This window comes from Bacillus sp. GW823-FHT06A10 (assembly GCF_058795375.1).
This window is the reverse complement of the sequence record NZ_JBXAHT010000004.1, coordinates 1-16,401: the sequence shown is the minus strand read 5'-3', so window position 1 is coordinate 16,401 and position 16,401 is coordinate 1. Positions and strand designations below refer to the sequence as shown.

General features: G+C 40.1%; 12 protein-coding genes, 2 rRNA genes, 1 pseudogene and 1 riboswitch. Of the genes and pseudogenes, 1 reads left to right on the top strand and 14 read right to left on the bottom strand.

From position 1 onward, the window contains the following. Positions 1–58 precede the first annotated feature (58 nt). The 12 genes from purD to purE all read right to left on the bottom strand — a co-directional run bounded on the left by purD (position 59) and on the right by purE (position 13,161). Positions 59–1,330, bottom strand: coding sequence for a phosphoribosylamine--glycine ligase (purD, locus tag AC1Q8M_RS23880; RefSeq protein ID WP_098361361.1), 1,272 nt, complete (start codon positions 1,328–1,330; stop codon positions 59–61). A 265-nt stretch (positions 1,331–1,595) separates the two neighbouring features. After that, complete coding sequence (gene purH / locus AC1Q8M_RS23875) at positions 1,596–3,131, bottom strand: bifunctional phosphoribosylaminoimidazolecarboxamide formyltransferase/IMP cyclohydrolase (RefSeq protein WP_000745406.1); 1,536 nt, start codon at positions 3,129–3,131, stop codon at positions 1,596–1,598. A gap of 24 nt (positions 3,132–3,155) precedes the next feature. Then, on the bottom strand, positions 3,156–3,743 hold the full coding sequence (gene purN / locus AC1Q8M_RS23870; protein WP_000088577.1) for a phosphoribosylglycinamide formyltransferase: 588 nt from the start codon (positions 3,741–3,743) through the stop codon (positions 3,156–3,158). Further along, positions 3,740–4,780 (bottom strand): phosphoribosylformylglycinamidine cyclo-ligase, encoded by a 1,041-nt coding sequence (purM, locus tag AC1Q8M_RS23865; protein ID WP_097996728.1) that lies wholly within the window; start codon positions 4,778–4,780, stop codon positions 3,740–3,742. The genes purN and purM overlap by 4 nt, the downstream gene beginning before the upstream one ends. Before the next feature lie 105 nt (positions 4,781–4,885). Continuing rightward, on the bottom strand, positions 4,886–6,301 hold the full coding sequence (gene purF / locus AC1Q8M_RS23860) for an amidophosphoribosyltransferase (RefSeq protein ID WP_000879026.1): 1,416 nt from the start codon (positions 6,299–6,301) through the stop codon (positions 4,886–4,888). Beyond that, positions 6,286–8,505: a phosphoribosylformylglycinamidine synthase II gene (gene purL, locus AC1Q8M_RS23855; RefSeq protein WP_098365655.1), complete on the bottom strand. Its 2,220-nt coding sequence runs from the start codon at positions 8,503–8,505 to the stop codon at positions 6,286–6,288. Before purL ends, purF begins: the two co-directional genes overlap by 16 nt. Next, a complete protein-coding gene (gene purQ, locus AC1Q8M_RS23850; RefSeq protein ID WP_000666784.1) occupies positions 8,489–9,172 on the bottom strand; it encodes a phosphoribosylformylglycinamidine synthase subunit PurQ in 684 nt (227 codons plus the stop codon). Before purQ ends, purL begins: the two co-directional genes overlap by 17 nt. Beyond that, entirely contained in the window at positions 9,169–9,423 is a 255-nt protein-coding gene (purS, locus tag AC1Q8M_RS23845) for a phosphoribosylformylglycinamidine synthase subunit PurS (protein ID WP_000278823.1), read from the bottom strand. Before purS ends, purQ begins: the two co-directional genes overlap by 4 nt. After that, the gene (gene purC, locus AC1Q8M_RS23840; RefSeq protein WP_001170549.1) at positions 9,416–10,135 is read right to left on the bottom strand and encodes a phosphoribosylaminoimidazolesuccinocarboxamide synthase; all 720 of its coding nucleotides are present in this window, start codon (positions 10,133–10,135) and stop codon (positions 9,416–9,418) included. The genes purS and purC overlap by 8 nt, the downstream gene beginning before the upstream one ends. An 88-nt stretch (positions 10,136–10,223) precedes the next feature. Next, entirely contained in the window at positions 10,224–11,531 is a 1,308-nt protein-coding gene (purB, locus tag AC1Q8M_RS23835) for an adenylosuccinate lyase (RefSeq protein ID WP_000625682.1), read from the bottom strand. Next, positions 11,528–12,679, bottom strand: a complete 1,152-nt coding sequence (gene purK, locus AC1Q8M_RS23830; protein WP_098855493.1) for a 5-(carboxyamino)imidazole ribonucleotide synthase — start codon at positions 12,677–12,679, stop codon at positions 11,528–11,530. The genes purB and purK overlap by 4 nt, the downstream gene beginning before the upstream one ends. Continuing rightward, positions 12,676–13,161, bottom strand: a complete 486-nt coding sequence (gene purE / locus AC1Q8M_RS23825; RefSeq protein ID WP_000839367.1) for a 5-(carboxyamino)imidazole ribonucleotide mutase — start codon at positions 13,159–13,161, stop codon at positions 12,676–12,678. Before purE ends, purK begins: the two co-directional genes overlap by 4 nt. 110 nt (positions 13,162–13,271) lie before the next feature. Beyond that, positions 13,272–13,373: riboswitch (purine riboswitch) on the bottom strand. Positions 13,374–13,652: 279 nt separating this feature from the next. On the opposite strand from purE, the pseudogene AC1Q8M_RS23820 reads away from it, so the two are divergent. Then, positions 13,653–13,918, top strand: a pseudogene (locus tag AC1Q8M_RS23820) (hypothetical protein). A 43-nt stretch (positions 13,919–13,961) separates the two neighbouring features. Here the strand turns inward: AC1Q8M_RS23820 and rrf are convergent. Next, positions 13,962–14,077, bottom strand: a 5S ribosomal RNA gene (gene rrf / locus AC1Q8M_RS23815). A gap of 48 nt (positions 14,078–14,125) precedes the next feature. Continuing rightward, a 23S ribosomal RNA gene (locus AC1Q8M_RS23810) occupies positions 14,126–16,401 on the bottom strand; the annotation flags it as partial.

Here is a 16,401-nt window from a genome sequence, read left to right as displayed (position 1 = left end):
CTTGAAAAGATTCAACGTACTATACTCTATTTCCTATAAAAAAAGAAGCTAACATATGTTAGCTTCGCGTAATCTCATGCCCAATCGCACGATATCCTATATCACTACGATAAAATAAGCCATCGCTCTCAATCTTTGCGATTTCTTTATACACTCTATCTTTCGCTTCTTGTAAGTCTTTCGCTTTATAAGCAATAAATAGTACACGGCCACCATTTGTTACAAAATCCCCATGCTTCATCGCTGTACCTGAATGAAAGACAATAGCATCTTCTAAACGATCTAATCCTGTAATAATTTCACCTTTTTTATACGCTTCTGGATATCCTTTTGAAGCGAGTACAACACCAATTACTGCTTCCTCTGACCACTCTAACACTAACTCACTTTCATCTAATACAGCGTTACATACATCAACTAAATCATTTTCTAAGCGAGGTAATACAACTTCTGTTTCAGGATCACCAAAGCGTGCATTAAATTCAATTACCTTTGGACCATCATTTGTTAAAATAAGCCCTGCATATAAAATCCCTGTAAACGATCGATTTTCTTGGAGCATTGCTTGAGCAGTTGGATGTAATACGGTTTGAATCGCTTCTTGGACTGCTGATTCTGGAATTTGTGGTACTGGAGAATATGCACCCATTCCGCCTGTATTTGGGCCTTTATCAGCATCAAAAGCTCGTTTATGGTCCTGAGCGATTACCATCGGATGTACAGTTGTTCCATTTACAAATGCCATTAATGAAAATTCTTGTCCATCTAAAAACTCTTCAATAACAACCTTCTTACTTGCCGCGCCGAACTTCACATCTTGTAGCATTTCTTTCACAGCCTGTAATGCCTCTTCAAGCGTCATTGCTACCGTTACCCCTTTACCAGCAGCTAATCCGTCAGCTTTAATAACGATTGGTGCACCAACTTTTTGAATGTACTGTACTGCTTCTTCATAATCGGTAAAAGTTTCGTACGCCGCAGTTGGAATATCATACTTTTTCATAAGCTCTTTTGTAAAAGCTTTACTACCTTCAATAACAGCAGCCGCTTTATTCGGACCAAATACGCGAAGTCCCTCTTCTTTAAAACGATCAACAATTCCATTCATAAGTGGAATTTCTGGTCCAACGAAAGTTAACTCAATATTATTCTCTTTGGCAAATAAAACTAATGCATCAAAATCATTTTCATCAATATCAACTGGTATTGCAACATCTCGCATACCTTCATTACCTGGTGCTACATATATCTTTTTCACTTTTGCAGATTGTGCAAACTTCCAAGCTAAAGCATGCTCACGCCCACCGCGGCCAATTAGTAAAACATTCATATTTCATCCCCCAATAATTAAATAAGTACAAACTAGAAGCTATGCTCCTAGTTTGCTTTTTCATATCAATAAAAGGTTATCTTAACCGGACTTTTTAAACATCCATCTCAATAAAGGTTTAAAAAGGAGGATCAAGAGCACCGAGCAGGTCTAGGCGCATTTGCCAGGAGGACACGGAGTGTAGCTTTCCTACATGAGTACCGCACTGGCGATGCAACGACGACATGCGAAGGTTATCTTGACCGGACTTTTTAAACATCCTCTATTAGTGTTTGAAATGACGTACGCCAGTGAACACCATAGCAATCCCATACGTATCTGCCACTTTAATAGAATCTTCATCACGGATCGATCCGCCTGGTTGAATGATTGCTGTAATTCCCGCTTTTGCTGCTTCTTCTAATGTATCTGGCATTGGGAAGAAAGCATCAGATGCAAGCGCGCTACCTTGTGCTTTTTCACCAGCTTGTGTAATCGCGATTTTTGCAGAACCTACACGGTTCATCTGTCCCGCACCGACACCAATTGTCATGTCATCTTTCGCTAAAACAATTGCATTTGATTTCACATGTTTTACAACTTTCCAAGCTAGTTTTAAATCTTTCCATTCTTGCTCTGAAGGTTCACGTTTCGTTGGAATTGAAATTGTACTTTCATCTAATGATAACGTATCTTCCTCTTGAACGAGAAGTCCACCTTGTACAGAAGTTAGTTTTTTGCTTGCACTTGTCGCTTTTTCAATATTTATAGTTAATAAACGTAAGTTCTTCTTACTTTGCAACACTTCTAAAGCTTCTTGCGAGAACGAAGGTGCGATAACAATTTCTAAGAAAATTTCATGTAACTTTTCTGCTGTAGCTTTATCAATTTCACGATTTGCTGCAATAATACCGCCGAAGATTGATACTGGATCTGCTTCATAAGCACGAGTATATGCTTCGTGAATATTAGTTCCTACTCCAACACCACATGGATTCATATGTTTTACTGCTACTACTGCTGGTTCTGTAAATTCTTTTACGATGCTAAGCGCTGCGTCTGCATCATTAATATTGTTATACGATAATTCTTTACCGTGTAATTGTTCTGCGTATGCAACAGAAGAAGTTGCTGCGAATGGCGCTTTATAGAAAGTTGCTTTTTGATGTGGGTTCTCGCCATAACGTAAGTCTTGCTTTTTCTCAAATGTCACAGTTAATGTTTCTGGACTTTCTTCACCCATTTGCTCTGTTAAGTAGTTAGAAATTAACGCATCATACGCTGCTGTATGACGGAATACTTTCGCTGCTAGTTTACGTTTCGTTTCCTCTGCTACTTCACCGTTCTCTTTCAGTTCTGCTAACACAATATCATAATCTACTGGATCTACAATTACAGATACGAATTTATGATTTTTCGCAGCAGAGCGAATCATTGTCGGGCCACCGATATCAATATTTTCAATTGCATCAGCAAATGTTACATCAGGCTTAGCGATTGTTTCTTTAAATGGGTATAAGTTAACAACAACAAAATCAATTGCTTGAATACCTAATTCATTCATTTGCGCTACATGTGTTTCATTATCACGAACTGCTAATAGACCACCATGAATATTTGGATGTAAAGTTTTCACACGACCATCCATAATTTCAGGGAAACCAGTTACTTCAGAAATACCAATTACTTGTAAGCCGTTTTCTTCTAGTAACTTTTTCGTACCACCTGTTGAAATAACTTCAATCCCTTGCTCTAGTAACCCTTTAACAAATTCTACTACTCCTGTTTTATCTGAAACACTTACTAATGCACGCTTTTTCATTTATCCTTCACCCCTGGTTGTATGTTAGTTAACAGTTGCTTCTTTCACAGACTGAACAATTTGATTCACTGTATTTACGTATAATTTATGTTCAACTTGCTGAATTTTCTTTTGTAAGCTTTCTCTCGTATCCCCTTCAGAAACAACCACTGCTTCTTGCGCAATAATTGGCCCTGTATCCATACCTGCATCTACATAATGAATTGTTACTCCAGTTACTTTCACACCTGCTTCTAACGCTTGACCGACAGCATCTTTACCCGGAAAGCTCGGTAGTAATGATGGATGAATATTAATAATCTTTCCTCCGTATGCTTCTAGTAACGTCGGCCCGATTAAACGCATATATCCAGCTAAAATAATATAATCAATTTCATATTCTTCTAGCTTCTTTAATATCTCTTTTTCAAACGCTTCTTTGGACTCATATGCTTTCGCTGAAAAAGCGAAACACGGAATATGATGATAATGCGCTCGCCCAACAGCACGTGCTTCTGGTTTATCACATACTAATAAACTAATTTCTGCATCCAATCTTTTTTCTTCTACCGCATTAACGAGAGATTGAAAGTTAGATCCACTTCCAGAAGCAAAAACTGCTAATCTGCTCATAGTGCTTTGCCCCCATTAAAAGTAACGCCAGCTCCTTGTACAGTACGTCCAATAATACGAGCCGTTTCTCCTTGCTCTTCAAGAAGACGGACAACATCTTTTGCATCTTCTTCCTTCACTGCTACTACCATACCAATACCCATGTTAAAAATATTGAACATTTCTTTCTCTTCCAGTTCCCCAACTTCTTGAAGTAAATGGAAGATCGGCTGAATTTTCCAAGATCCTAGTTCAATCTCAGCACCAATTCCTTCTGGCAACATACGTGGGATATTTTCAATAAATCCGCCCCCTGTAATATGCGCCATACCGTATACTTCATGCTTCTTCAATAGTTCTAAAATAGGTTTGACATAAATTTTCGTTGGTTTTAATAATTCTTCACCAAGAGGTAGTTCTAAGCGTCCATAAATACGCTCTAAAGATAGTTCTCCATCTTCTAGTAACACTTTTCGTACTAAAGAGTAACCATTGCTATGAATACCGCTAGATGCTAAGCCAATTAGCACGTGACCAGCTTCAATCTTTTCACCTGTTACAATTTTCTTTTTATCAACAATCCCAACTGTAAAACCAGCTAAATCATATTCTTCCGTAGAATACATTCCTGGCATTTCAGCTGTTTCTCCACCGATTAATGCACAACCAGCTTGGCGACAGCCCTCTGATATACCTTTGACGATGTTTTCAATTTTACTAGGTTCAGCTTTACCACAAGCAATATAATCAAGGAAGAAAAGCGGCTCTGCTCCTTGGACAACAATATCATTTACACACATTGCTACTGCATCAATACCAATTGTGTCATGTTTATCTGCCATAAAAGCGAGCATCAATTTTGTTCCCACGCCATCTGTTCCAGATACTAATACAGGTTCTTCTAATGCAAATTTTGATAGATCAAACATACCTCCAAAACCGCCTAAACCGCCTAGTACTTCTTTTCTCATAGTTGTTTGTACGTGTTTTTTCATGCGAGATACCGCTTCATATCCAGCTTCAATATCTACTCCTGCTTGCTTATATGCATTCGCCATCGTTATTTACACCTCGTCTTTTAATTTCTCCCCATCCAGGGCGGGCCGTTTTAAGAAAAAAGCTAGCTTCTACAGCAAAAGAAGTAGAAGCTTTTTTCACTTTTCTTATTTCATACTTTCTAAAAGCTCTTGCTCATAATCATAAAGAGCTGTTGGATAGTCCCCATTAAAGTAAGCCATGCATAGGCCGCCATATTTCCCTTCATATGGACGTCCAATTGCATCTACTAATCCATCTTCGCTTAAAAATGTTAAAGAATCTGCTCCGATCATTTCGCGGATTTCTTCTACTGTATTATTTGCTGCAATTAATTCTTTTCTCGTTTGAATATCAATGCCATAGAAACATGGATATTTCAGAGGTGGTGAAGCAATTCTTACATGAACTTCTGTCGCTCCAGCCTCACGAAGCATACGAACAATTCGTTTACTTGTCGTTCCTCTTACGATAGAGTCATCAATCATAACAACTCGTTTCCCCTCAACCACACCTCTTACTGCGGAAAGCTTCATCTTAACCCCTTGCTCACGCAGTTCTTGAGAAGGCTGAATAAAAGTACGTCCAACGTAACGATTTTTAATTAATCCTAATTCATACGGAATGCCTGTTGCCTCCGCATAGCCAATCGCAGCTGAAATACTAGAGTCTGGTACACCAGTAACAACATCCGCTTCAATAGGAGCTTCCGCTGCTAAACGTTTTCCCATATTTTTACGCGCTGCATGAACGTTAACACCAGCAATATTAGAATCTGGTCGTGCAAAGTAAATATATTCCATACTACAAATCGCATGTTCTACATCGTTTGTGAAGCGATCTACGTGAATTCCTTCATCATTAATGATAAGTAATTCACCAGGTTCTACATCGCGAATGTATGTTGCACCTACTACATCAAAAGCACATGTTTCAGATGCTACAACGTAAGCATCCCCCATCTTTCCAATTGAAAGCGGACGGAATCCATTTGGATCTAACGCAACGATCATTTCATTTCCAGTTAGTAAAAGATACGCAAACGCACCTTTCACTTTATTCAGAGCCTCTTTTACACTTTCAATTAAAGAGTCTTTCGTACTACGTTTAATAAGATGTAAAAGTACTTCTGTATCTGAACTAGTTTGAAAAATACTTCCCTCTGCTTCTAATTCACGACGAAGCATTTTTGCGTTAATTAAATTTCCGTTATGAGCTAACGCCATACTATGATCGGAAAAACGGAACAACAATGGTTGAACGTTAGCAACTTCACTTCCACCAGCTGTTGCATATCGTACATGTCCGATTGCTGATTTTCCATTTAATCCTTCTAACTCACCTCTTGAAAACACTTCTGATATTAAACCTAACCCCTTGTGACCGACGATTTTTTCCCCATTATTTACGACAATGCCTGCGCCTTCTTGCCCACGGTGCTGTAAACTGTGCAATCCGTAGTATGAAACTTGTGCTGCATTTTCATGCCCCCAAATTCCGAAAACGCCACATTCTTCGTTTAACCCCTTTATTTCAGCAAGCATGGGATTGCCCCTTTCCAAGCCTTTCTCATTTCATCTACATTTGCTGTAAGTAATACTTCATTTTCTTCATTATGAATTGTTACTTCATTTGTACTTGTTACTTCTCCAACTTGGATTGCTTCTACCGCTTTCTCAAACGCCTCTTTATTTTCACGTTTTACAGTTATCACGAAGCGAGACTGTGATTCAGCGAATAATGCTGCTGTTGCTTCTCCATCTAATTTCACAGTAGCACCTAAGCCGTTAGCACCAATTGCACTTTCTGAAATTGCAACTGCTAAACCACCCTCAGCAACATCATGTGCAGATTGAACAAGACCAGCTTGAATTGCTTCTAATACTTGTTTTTGGCGTTTTAATTCTACATCTAGATCGATACTTGGTGATTGACCGAAAATTTTTCCGTGAATCATTTTCTGTAATTCACTTCCGCCAAACTCAGCTTTCGTCTCACCGATTATATAAACTAAATCACCAGCTTGCTTAAACTCTTGTGTTGTTACATGTTTTAAGTCATGTACAAGTCCGACCATCCCAACAGTTGGTGTTGGATATACAGCTTCGCCACTACGTTCGTTATACATCGATACGTTTCCGCCGATAACTGGTGTTTGTAATGTGCGACAAGCTTCACTCATACCGTCTACTGATTTCTCAATTTGCCAAAAGATTTCTGGTTTTTCTGGGTTACCGAAGTTTAAGCAATCTGTAATTGCAAGTGGCTCACCGCCAGAGCATACGATATTACGCGCTGCCTCTGCTACTGCAATTTTACCGCCCATTTCTGGATCTAGATAAATGTAGCGAGAATTACAATCTGTCGTCATTGCTAATCCTTTTTCTGTACCGCGTACACGTACAACTGCTGCATCTGAACCTGGTGTAACCACTGTGCTTGTACGAACTTGGTAATCGTATTGATCGTATACCCACTCTTTACTTGCAATTGTTGGTTGCTGTAATAGAGCGAATAACGCTTCTTTATAATTTTCTACTTTTGGCGTTTCCATTTTCATTGCTTGGAATTCAGCAAAGTATGCTGCTTCTTTTGATGGTTTATGATAAATTGGTGCTTCTTCTGCTAAAGCATCTGCTGGAACTTCAGCTACCTTTTCACCTTTATGGAATAAACGAAGCATTTTATCTTCCGTTACTTTCCCCATCGTAACCGCTGCGAGACCATACTTCTCAAATAAATCTACTATTTCTTGTTCTCTACCTTTTTTCACAACAATTAACATACGCTCTTGTGATTCAGACAGCATCATTTCATATGGTGTCATTCCTGTTTCACGCTGTGGTACATCATCTAAGTACATTTCAATACCCATTCCTGCTTTACTTGCCATTTCTGCAGATGATGATGTTAAACCAGCCGCACCCATATCTTGAATTCCAACAAGTGCATCAGATTGAATTAATTCTAAACACGCTTCAATAAGAAGTTTTTCCATAAATGGATCCCCTACTTGAACCGCTGGACGTTTCGCTTCTGAGCTTTCAGATAGTTCTTCCGACGCGAATGTTGCACCGTGAATACCGTCACGACCAGTTGATGCTCCTACGTACATTACTGTATTACCAGCACCGTGCGCTTGCCCTTTTTTAATGTCTTCGTGGTTAATCAAACCTACGCACATTGCATTTACAAGTGGATTTCCTTCGTAACATGGATCAAATTGTACTTCGCCGCCAACAGTCGGAATACCGATGCAGTTACCGTATCCTGCAATTCCTGCTACTACTTCTTCGAATAAATATTTCACACGTGGTGACTCTAATTCACCGAAACGAAGTGAGTTTAATAGAGCTACCGGACGTGCTCCCATAGAGAATACGTCACGAATAATACCACCAACACCTGTTGCTGCTCCTTGATATGGTTCAATAGCTGAAGGATGGTTATGACTTTCCATTTTAAATACAACTGCTTGATTATCACCGATATCTACAATTCCAGCGCCTTCTCCAGGTCCTTGCAGAACGCGCTCACCTGTCGTTGGAAACTTACGAAGAACTGGTTTTGAATTTTTATAACTACAATGTTCAGACCACATTACAGAGAACAATCCTGTTTCTGTATAATTTGGCAGACGACCTAAAATCTTTTCAACCATGGCAAACTCTTCGTCTGTTAGCCCCATTTCCGCATATATACGCTCTTCTTTAATTTGTGTTGGATTTGGTTCAAGCATTAACGACATATGTTTCCCTCCACTGTTTTAAGATAGATTGAAAGACTTTTAACCCTTCAGCACCGCCAAGTAATTCATCTACAGCACGCTCTGGATGTGGCATCATACCAAGTACATTTCCTTTTTCGTTTACAATACCAGCAATATCTGAAACGCTACCGTTAGGATTTTCTACGTAACGGAATGCGATTTGATTATTCTCTTCTAATTGTTTAAGAGTCTCTTCGTCACAATAGTAATTCCCCTCACCATGAGCGATTGGAATATTGATTACTTCATTTTTTTCATATTGTGATGTAAACATCGTTTCATTATTTTCAACACGCAACTGAACAGTACGACACATAAATTTTAAGTTTTCGTTTCTCATTAATGCTCCTGGTAGTAATCCTGATTCAACAAGAATCTGGAATCCATTACATACACCTAAAATTGGCTTTCCTTGCTCAGCAGCTTTTTGTACTGCTTTCATTGCATTAGCAAAGCGAGAAATAGCACCGCAGCGTAAGTAGTCACCGTAAGAGAATCCACCTGGTAGTAAAATTGCATCATATTCATCTAAATTCTCTGTATCGTGCCAAACGTAATCTACTTCTTCGCCAAGCTCATCTTTAATTGCATGGAACATATCGACATCACAGTTCGAACCTGGAAATACTATTACGGCAAATTTCACTGTGCGACAACCTCCTCAACTTCATAACGGAAGTCTTCCATTACAACGTTCGCTAATAGTTTTTCACACATTTCTTTTACCTTGCTATCTAAGTCAGATACAGATTTATCAATTGTTAGTTCCATGTACTTTCCGATTCGAACGTCTTGTACTTCTGTGAATGAAAGACTATGAAGAGCTCCTTTTACCGCTGTTCCTTGTGGATCTAATACGCTTTCTCTTAATGTTACATATACCTTAACTTTATACATGTGAAATTCCCCCTAAACGTTTTAAAATCTCTTCATAAGCATCTGTTAAATTTCCAAGATCGCGACGGAATACGTCTTTATCAAACTTCTCATTGCTCGTTTCATCCCATAAACGGCAAGTATCTGGTGAAATTTCATCCGCTAATATGATTTCTCCCTCTTCCGTTACACCAAACTCTAATTTGAAATCTACTAATCTTACACGACAGCTTGCGAAATGATCAATCAACACTTGATTGATTTGTAGAGCCATATCTCGTAATACGCTTACTTGCTCTGGCGATGCAACGTTTAATACACGAATATGATCTTCCGTTACAAGCGGATCTCCTAAATTATCATCTTTGAAGTAAAATTCTACGATTGGTTCTGCAAGTACAGTTCCCTCTTCCATTCCTAATCGTTTTGAAAGACTTCCTGCAATTACATTTCTTGTGACAACTTCTAAAGGAATAATACTCACTTTTTTAACAAGTTGTTCTGTTTCAGATAACTTCTCAACAAAATGTGTTTTAATTCCTACTTCTTGTAACTTTCTGAACAATAAAGTTGTAATTTCATTGTTCAAACGACCTTTTCCTGTAATCGTCTCTTTTTTCTCCCCATTGAAAGCAGTCGCACTATCTTTGTACTCTACCCAAACCATATCTGCTGATTCTGTACGATAAATTCTTTTTGCCTTACCTTCATACAGCAATTCTAGCTTTTGCATTTCGCAAGCCCCCTGTAGTTTGAAAAATGTGAATAATATTTTTATAAAGAATGGCACAGAATGACTCTATTCTGTGCCATATGAAATTTTACGCTTCGTTTAATCCAAGGCGTTCAAAGATTGTATCAACGTGTTGCATATGATGCTCATAGTTGAAGCATTCATTAATTTCTTCTTGTGTTAACTTGCTTGTAATGCGCTCATCAGCTTCTACAAGCTCTTTAAATTGTACTTGTGTTTCCCAAGCTTCCATCGCTTTAGGCTGTACGATATCATAAGCTTCTTCACGTACCATACCTTTGTCGATTAGTGTAAGCATTACGCGCTGAGAATAAATTAAGCCGTATGTTCTTGTCATATTGCGTTTCATATTCTCTGGGTATACAGTTAAATTTTTAACGATATTACCAAAGCGATTTAACATGTAATTTAATGCGATTGTAGCATCTGGTAAAATTACGCGTTCTGCTGAAGAGTGAGAAATGTCACGCTCATGCCACAATGGAACATTCTCATAAGCTGTCATCATATAACCGCGGATAACACGAGCTAAACCAGTCATATTTTCAGATCCAATTGGATTACGCTTATGTGGCATTGCAGAAGAACCTTTTTGGCCTTTTGCGAAAGCTTCTTCAACTTCACGTGTTTCACTCTTTTGTAAGCCACGAATCTCAACTGCCATCTTTTCGATAGATGTTGCGATTAATGCAAGTGTTGACATGTAGTGTGCGTGACGATCACGTTGCAATGTTTGTGTTGAAATTGGTGCTGCTTCTAATCCTAGATTTTCACAAACATATTTTTCTACGAATGGATCGATATTTGCATATGTACCAACCGCACCAGATAGTTTACCAACACGAACTGTATCAGCAGCTTGTTTGAAACGCTCTACGTTACGTTTCATCTCTTCATACCAAAGACCAAGTTTTAAACCGAATGTTGTTGGTTCTGCATGAACACCGTGTGTTCTTCCCATCATGATTGTGTATTTATGCTCTTTCGCTTTGTTAGCTAAAATGCTTACAAAGTTCTCTAAGTCTTTTAATATAATTTCATTCGCTTGTTTTAAGATGTAAGATAATGCTGTATCTACTACATCTGTAGATGTTAAACCGTAATGAACCCATTTACGTTCTTCGCCTAGTGCTGGCGTTTCTGATACAGCACGAGTGAATGCAACTACGTCATGACGTGTTTCTTTTTCAATTTCATAAATACGATCAATATCAAATGATGCATGTTCACGAATTTTTTTAACATCTTCTTTTGGAATATCGCCAAGCTCAGCCCATGCTTCACAAGCTAAAATCTCAACTTCTAACCACGCTTTAAATTTGTTCTCTTCCGTCCAAATCGCACCCATTTCAGGGCGTGTATAACGACTAATCATCTTTTTCCCTCCAACAGTTGTTCTTGATGGTCCCAAATATGCAAACTCTTCGCTTTTTCTAGAGCGACTTCAATATTATCATTTAAAATATTAACATGCCCCATTTTTCGCTGTGCTTTTGCTTCTTCTTTTCCATACAAGTGTAAATAGCACCCGGTTAATCTATTCACTTGTCTTAGGACCCCTTCTATATGTTCGCCTAAAATGTTTACCATGACAACTGGTTTTAACAAATTTGTTTCTCCTAGAGGTAAATTACAGATTGCTCGAATATGTTGACCAAATTGGCTCGTTTCACATGCATCCTGTGTATAGTGTCCTGAATTGTGAGGTCTTGGTGCTAATTCATTAATGTAAATCTCACCATTAGCTGTAGCAAACATCTCTACAGCTAGTGTTCCCACAAGTTTTAATTCATCCGCAAGTACCTTTGCATAAGCAATTGCTTTTTGAGAAAGCTTTTCTGTAATACGAGCTGGAACGATAGATTCATGCAAAATGTTATTTACATGAATGTTTTCCGCTACCGGAAATACTTTCGTTTCACCACTTACACTACGAATCACAATAACGGATACTTCTTTTTCAAAAGGCACCCATTTCTCTAAAATACACTCTGCTTTATCCACAAGATCTCTTGCTGTCTCAACATCAGCCTCACTTCTTAAAACAACTTGCCCTTTCCCATCATATCCACCTGTCGTCGTTTTTAAGACGGAAGGGAATGATAACTCAGCAATTGCTTCTGTAAGCTGATCTTGATTTTGAACTAATCTATACGTTGCTACTGGTAACCCAGCCTTCTCAATTGCATTCTTTTCTGTAAAACGATTTTGCGTTTTATTTAACAACTGACTACCTTGTGGCAAGTAAGCATGTTTTTCAAGCCATTGTAAACATCTATAATCAATATTCTCAAATTCATATGTGACAACATCACTTATCTCTGCTAAATGCTGAATTGCCTTTAAATCGTCATACGGTGCAACAATTTCAATATCAGCAACTTGTGCACATGGTGAATGCTTTGTAGGATCTAAAACAGCAATTTTATATCCCATCTCCTTGGCTGCCAATGCCAGCATTCTTCCTAGCTGGCCGCCTCCAATAATGCCGATTGTTTTTCCAGGTAAAATGATTCTCGTCATACTAGCTCACTACCTTCACGCACATCTTTTTCAATCGCTTCTCGTCTCAATTCTAATGCATCATGTATATCATCATGGAATGATCCAAGTATTTGTGCGGCAAGTAATCCAGCATTCGTTGAACCGGCTTTACCAATTGCAACAGTTGCAACTGGAACACCTCCTGGCATTTGGACGATGGATAATAATGAATCTAAGCCGTTTAATGCTTTTGATTGAACTGGAACTCCAATTACAGGAAGATTTGTCTTCGCTGCAACCATTCCTGGTAAATGTGCTGCTCCACCAGCTCCAGCAATAATAACTTTCAATCCACGTTCACGAGCCGTCTCTGCATATTCAAACATATAATCCGGAGTCCGATGAGCGGATACAACTTTTTTCTCATACGGTATATTTAATTCATCTAAAATGTCACAAGCATATTTCATTGTTTCCCAGTCTGATGTACTTCCCATTATGACTCCAACTAGTGATTTCATATTAGAATCCCCCCGATTCAAATAAAAAAAGCCTGAAATAGAACAGTTTCTCTTTTACTATGAGAGAAAGCGCTCTACTCAGGCATACGTATCCCTTGTGAATAGAAAAATACCGAGTGACTTTCCCTCATAGTCTAACGAATAACGGTCGTTAGGTAGAGACTTGCAGGCCATATCCCCGCGATTATATGAGGTCTTATATTATTGTTTCTATGGCTATATTAACAATATTTCATAAACGATGTCAATAAATAATCGAATGTTTTTTTATTAGTAGTCAATAACGTTCGTGTTTTAGTTATATTCAAAAGAAGAATTGCAACTATATGCAAGAAGAAAAGGGAATTAGAATATATATTTCTAGAGATCTATTTACTTATAATCGTTTATATAGTACTCCAGTATGTTTTAAATCAAAATATGTACACTCTTGTATTCTACACATCAATAGAACTTTTATTATAACGATTTAATTTCTAAGGAGGATAAACGTGAAAGAAAGAACTACGCTATTATCCTATTTATTTTTTCTATCGCAGTAATTGTTGTAATTATTGAATACTTATTTATAGCATCTCATTATTTAAAATATATACTTATGATAGAAATAATGTGTCCTATTTTAAGTATTACTTTAGCCGCATTAGGAAAATCAGGAACACAAAAAATCATTGCTATTATTTTAAACAGTCTCTATTTCATTCTTTTTTCGTCTTTAGCGTTATTAAATTTATGGATTATAACATGCGGTAAATAAAAATAAATACAAAAAAACCTAAGTCGAAACGACTTAGGTTTTTGCTTGGCGACGTCCTACTCTCACAGGGACAAGGTCCCAACTACCATCGGCGCTAGAGAGCTTAACTTCCGTGTTCGGTATGGGAACGGGTGTGACCTCTCTGCCATCATCACCAAACTATGAAGGCATATTCCTTCAAAACTAGATAACATTGCTACATATTATATGGTTAAGTCCTCGATCTATTAGTATTCGTCAGCTCCACATGTCACCATGCTTCCACCTCGAACCTATCAACCTGATCATCTTTCAGGGATCTTACTAGCTTACGCTATGGGAAATCTCATCTTGAGGGGGGCTTCATGCTTAGATGCTTTCAGCACTTATCCCTTCCGCACATAGCTACCCAGCTATGCCCTTGGCAGAACAACTGGTACACCAGCGGTGCGTCCATCCCGGTCCTCTCGTACTAAGGACAGCTCCTCTCAAATTTCCTACGCCCACGACGGATAGGGACCGAACTGTCTCACGACGTTCTGAACCCAGCTCGCGTACCGCTTTAATGGGCGAACAGCCCAACCCTTGGGACCGACTACAGCCCCAGGATGCGATGAGCCGACATCGAGGTGCCAAACCTCCCCGTCGATGTGGACTCTTGGGGGAGATAAGCCTGTTATCCCCGGGGTAGCTTTTATCCGTTGAGCGATGGCCCTTCCATGCGGAACCACCGGATCACTAAGCCCGACTTTCGTCCCTGCTCGACTTGTAGGTCTCGCAGTCAAGCTCCCTTATGCCTTTGCACTCTACGAATGATTTCCAACCATTCTGAGGGAACCTTTGGGCGCCTCCGTTACACTTTAGGAGGCGACCGCCCCAGTCAAACTGCCCACCTGACACTGTCTCCCGGGTCGATAAGACCCGTAGGTTAGAATTTCAATACAGTCAGGGCGGTATCCCACCAGCGCCTCCACCGAAGCTAGCGCTCCGGTTTCAATGGCTCCCGCCTATCCTGTACAAACTGTACCAAAATTCAATATCAGGCTACAGTAAAGCTCCACGGGGTCTTTCCGTCCTGTCGCGGGTAACCTGCATCTTCACAGGTACTATAATTTCACCGAGTCTCTGGTTGAGACAGTGCCCAAATCGTTACACCTTTCGTGCGGGTCGGAACTTACCCGACAAGGAATTTCGCTACCTTAGGACCGTTATAGTTACGGCCGCCGTTTACTGGGGCTTCAGTTCAGAGCTTCGCTTACGCTAACCCCTCTCCTTAACCTTCCAGCACCGGGCAGGTGTCACCCCCTATACTTCGCCTTACGGCTTCGCAGAGAGCTGTGTTTTTGCTAAACAGTCGCTTGGGCCTATTCACTGCGGCTTTCCGTTAAGAAAGCACCCCTTCTCCCGAAGTTACGGGGTCATTTTGCCGAGTTCCTTAACCAGAGTTCTCTCGCACACCTTAGGATTCTCTCCTCGCCTACCTGTGTCGGTTTGCGGTACAGGCACCTTTTATCTCGCTAGAAGCTTTTCTTGGCAGCGGGGAATCAAAGACTTCGCTCCATAAGGAGCTTCCCCATCACAGCTCAGCCTTCACGATAAGCGGATTTGCCTACTTATCAGCCTAACTGCTTGGACGTGCACAACCAATCGCACGCTTCTTCTATCCTTCTGCGTCCCTCCATTGCTCAAACGATAAAGAGGTGGTACAGGAATATCAACCTGTTGTCCATCGCCTACGCCTGTCGGCCTCGGCTTAGGTCCTGACTAACCCTGAGCGGACGAGCCTTCCTCAGGAAACCTTAGGCATTCGGTGGACGGGATTCTCACCCGTCTTTCGCTACTCATACCGGCATTCTCACTTCTAAGCGCTCCACCAGTCCTTCCGGTCTGACTTCACTGCACTTAGAACGCTCCCCTACCACTGATACCATTGGTATCAATTCGCAGCTTCGGTGGTGTATTTAGCCCCGGTACATTTTCGGCGCAGAGTCACTCGACTAGTGAGCTATTACGCACTCTTTAAATGGTGGCTGCTTCTAAGCCAACATCCTAGTTGTCTAAGCAACTCCACATCCTTTTCCACTTAATACACACTTTGGGACCTTAGCTGGCGATCTGGGCTGTTTCCCTCTTGACTACGGATCTTATCACTCGCAGTCTGACTCCTAAGGATAAGTCATTGGCATTCGGAGTTTGACTGAATTCGGTAATCCGATGAGGACCCCTAGTTCAATCAGTGCTCTACCTCCAAGACTCTTACACTTAAGGCTAGCCCTAAAGCTATTTCGGGGAGAACCAGCTATCTCCAGGTTCGATTGGAATTTCTCCGCTACCCACACCTCATCCCCGCACTTTTCAACGTGCGTGGGTTCGGGCCTCCATTCAGTGTTACCTGAACTTCACCCTGGACATGGGTAGATCACCTGGTTTCGGGTCTACGACCACGTACTAAACGCCCTATTCAGACTCGCTTTCGCTGCGGCTCCGCCTCTTCAGCTTAACCT

Coding starts and splice junctions, on each gene's coding strand:
- purD (WP_098361361.1), bottom strand. CDS start 1,330: ATGAATGTTTTACTAATTGGCCGCGGTGGGCGTGAGCATGCTTTAGCT.
- purH (WP_000745406.1), bottom strand. CDS start 3,131: ATGAAAAAGCGTGCATTAGTAAGTGTTTCAGATAAAACAGGAGTAGTA.
- purN (WP_000088577.1), bottom strand. CDS start 3,743: ATGAGCAGATTAGCAGTTTTTGCTTCTGGAAGTGGATCTAACTTTCAA.
- purM (WP_097996728.1), bottom strand. CDS start 4,780: ATGGCGAATGCATATAAGCAAGCAGGAGTAGATATTGAAGCTGGATAT.
- purF (WP_000879026.1), bottom strand. CDS start 6,301: ATGCTTGCTGAAATAAAGGGGTTAAACGAAGAATGTGGCGTTTTCGGA.
- purL (WP_098365655.1), bottom strand. CDS start 8,505: ATGTCGTTAATGCTTGAACCAAATCCAACACAAATTAAAGAAGAGCGT.
- purS (WP_000278823.1), bottom strand. CDS start 9,423: ATGTATAAAGTTAAGGTATATGTAACATTAAGAGAAAGCGTATTAGAT.
- purC (WP_001170549.1), bottom strand. CDS start 10,135: ATGCAAAAGCTAGAATTGCTGTATGAAGGTAAGGCAAAAAGAATTTAT.
- purB (WP_000625682.1), bottom strand. CDS start 11,531: ATGATTAGTCGTTATACACGCCCTGAAATGGGTGCGATTTGGACGGAA.
- purK (WP_098855493.1), bottom strand. CDS start 12,679: ATGACGAGAATCATTTTACCTGGAAAAACAATCGGCATTATTGGAGGC.
- purE (WP_000839367.1), bottom strand. CDS start 13,161: ATGAAATCACTAGTTGGAGTCATAATGGGAAGTACATCAGACTGGGAA.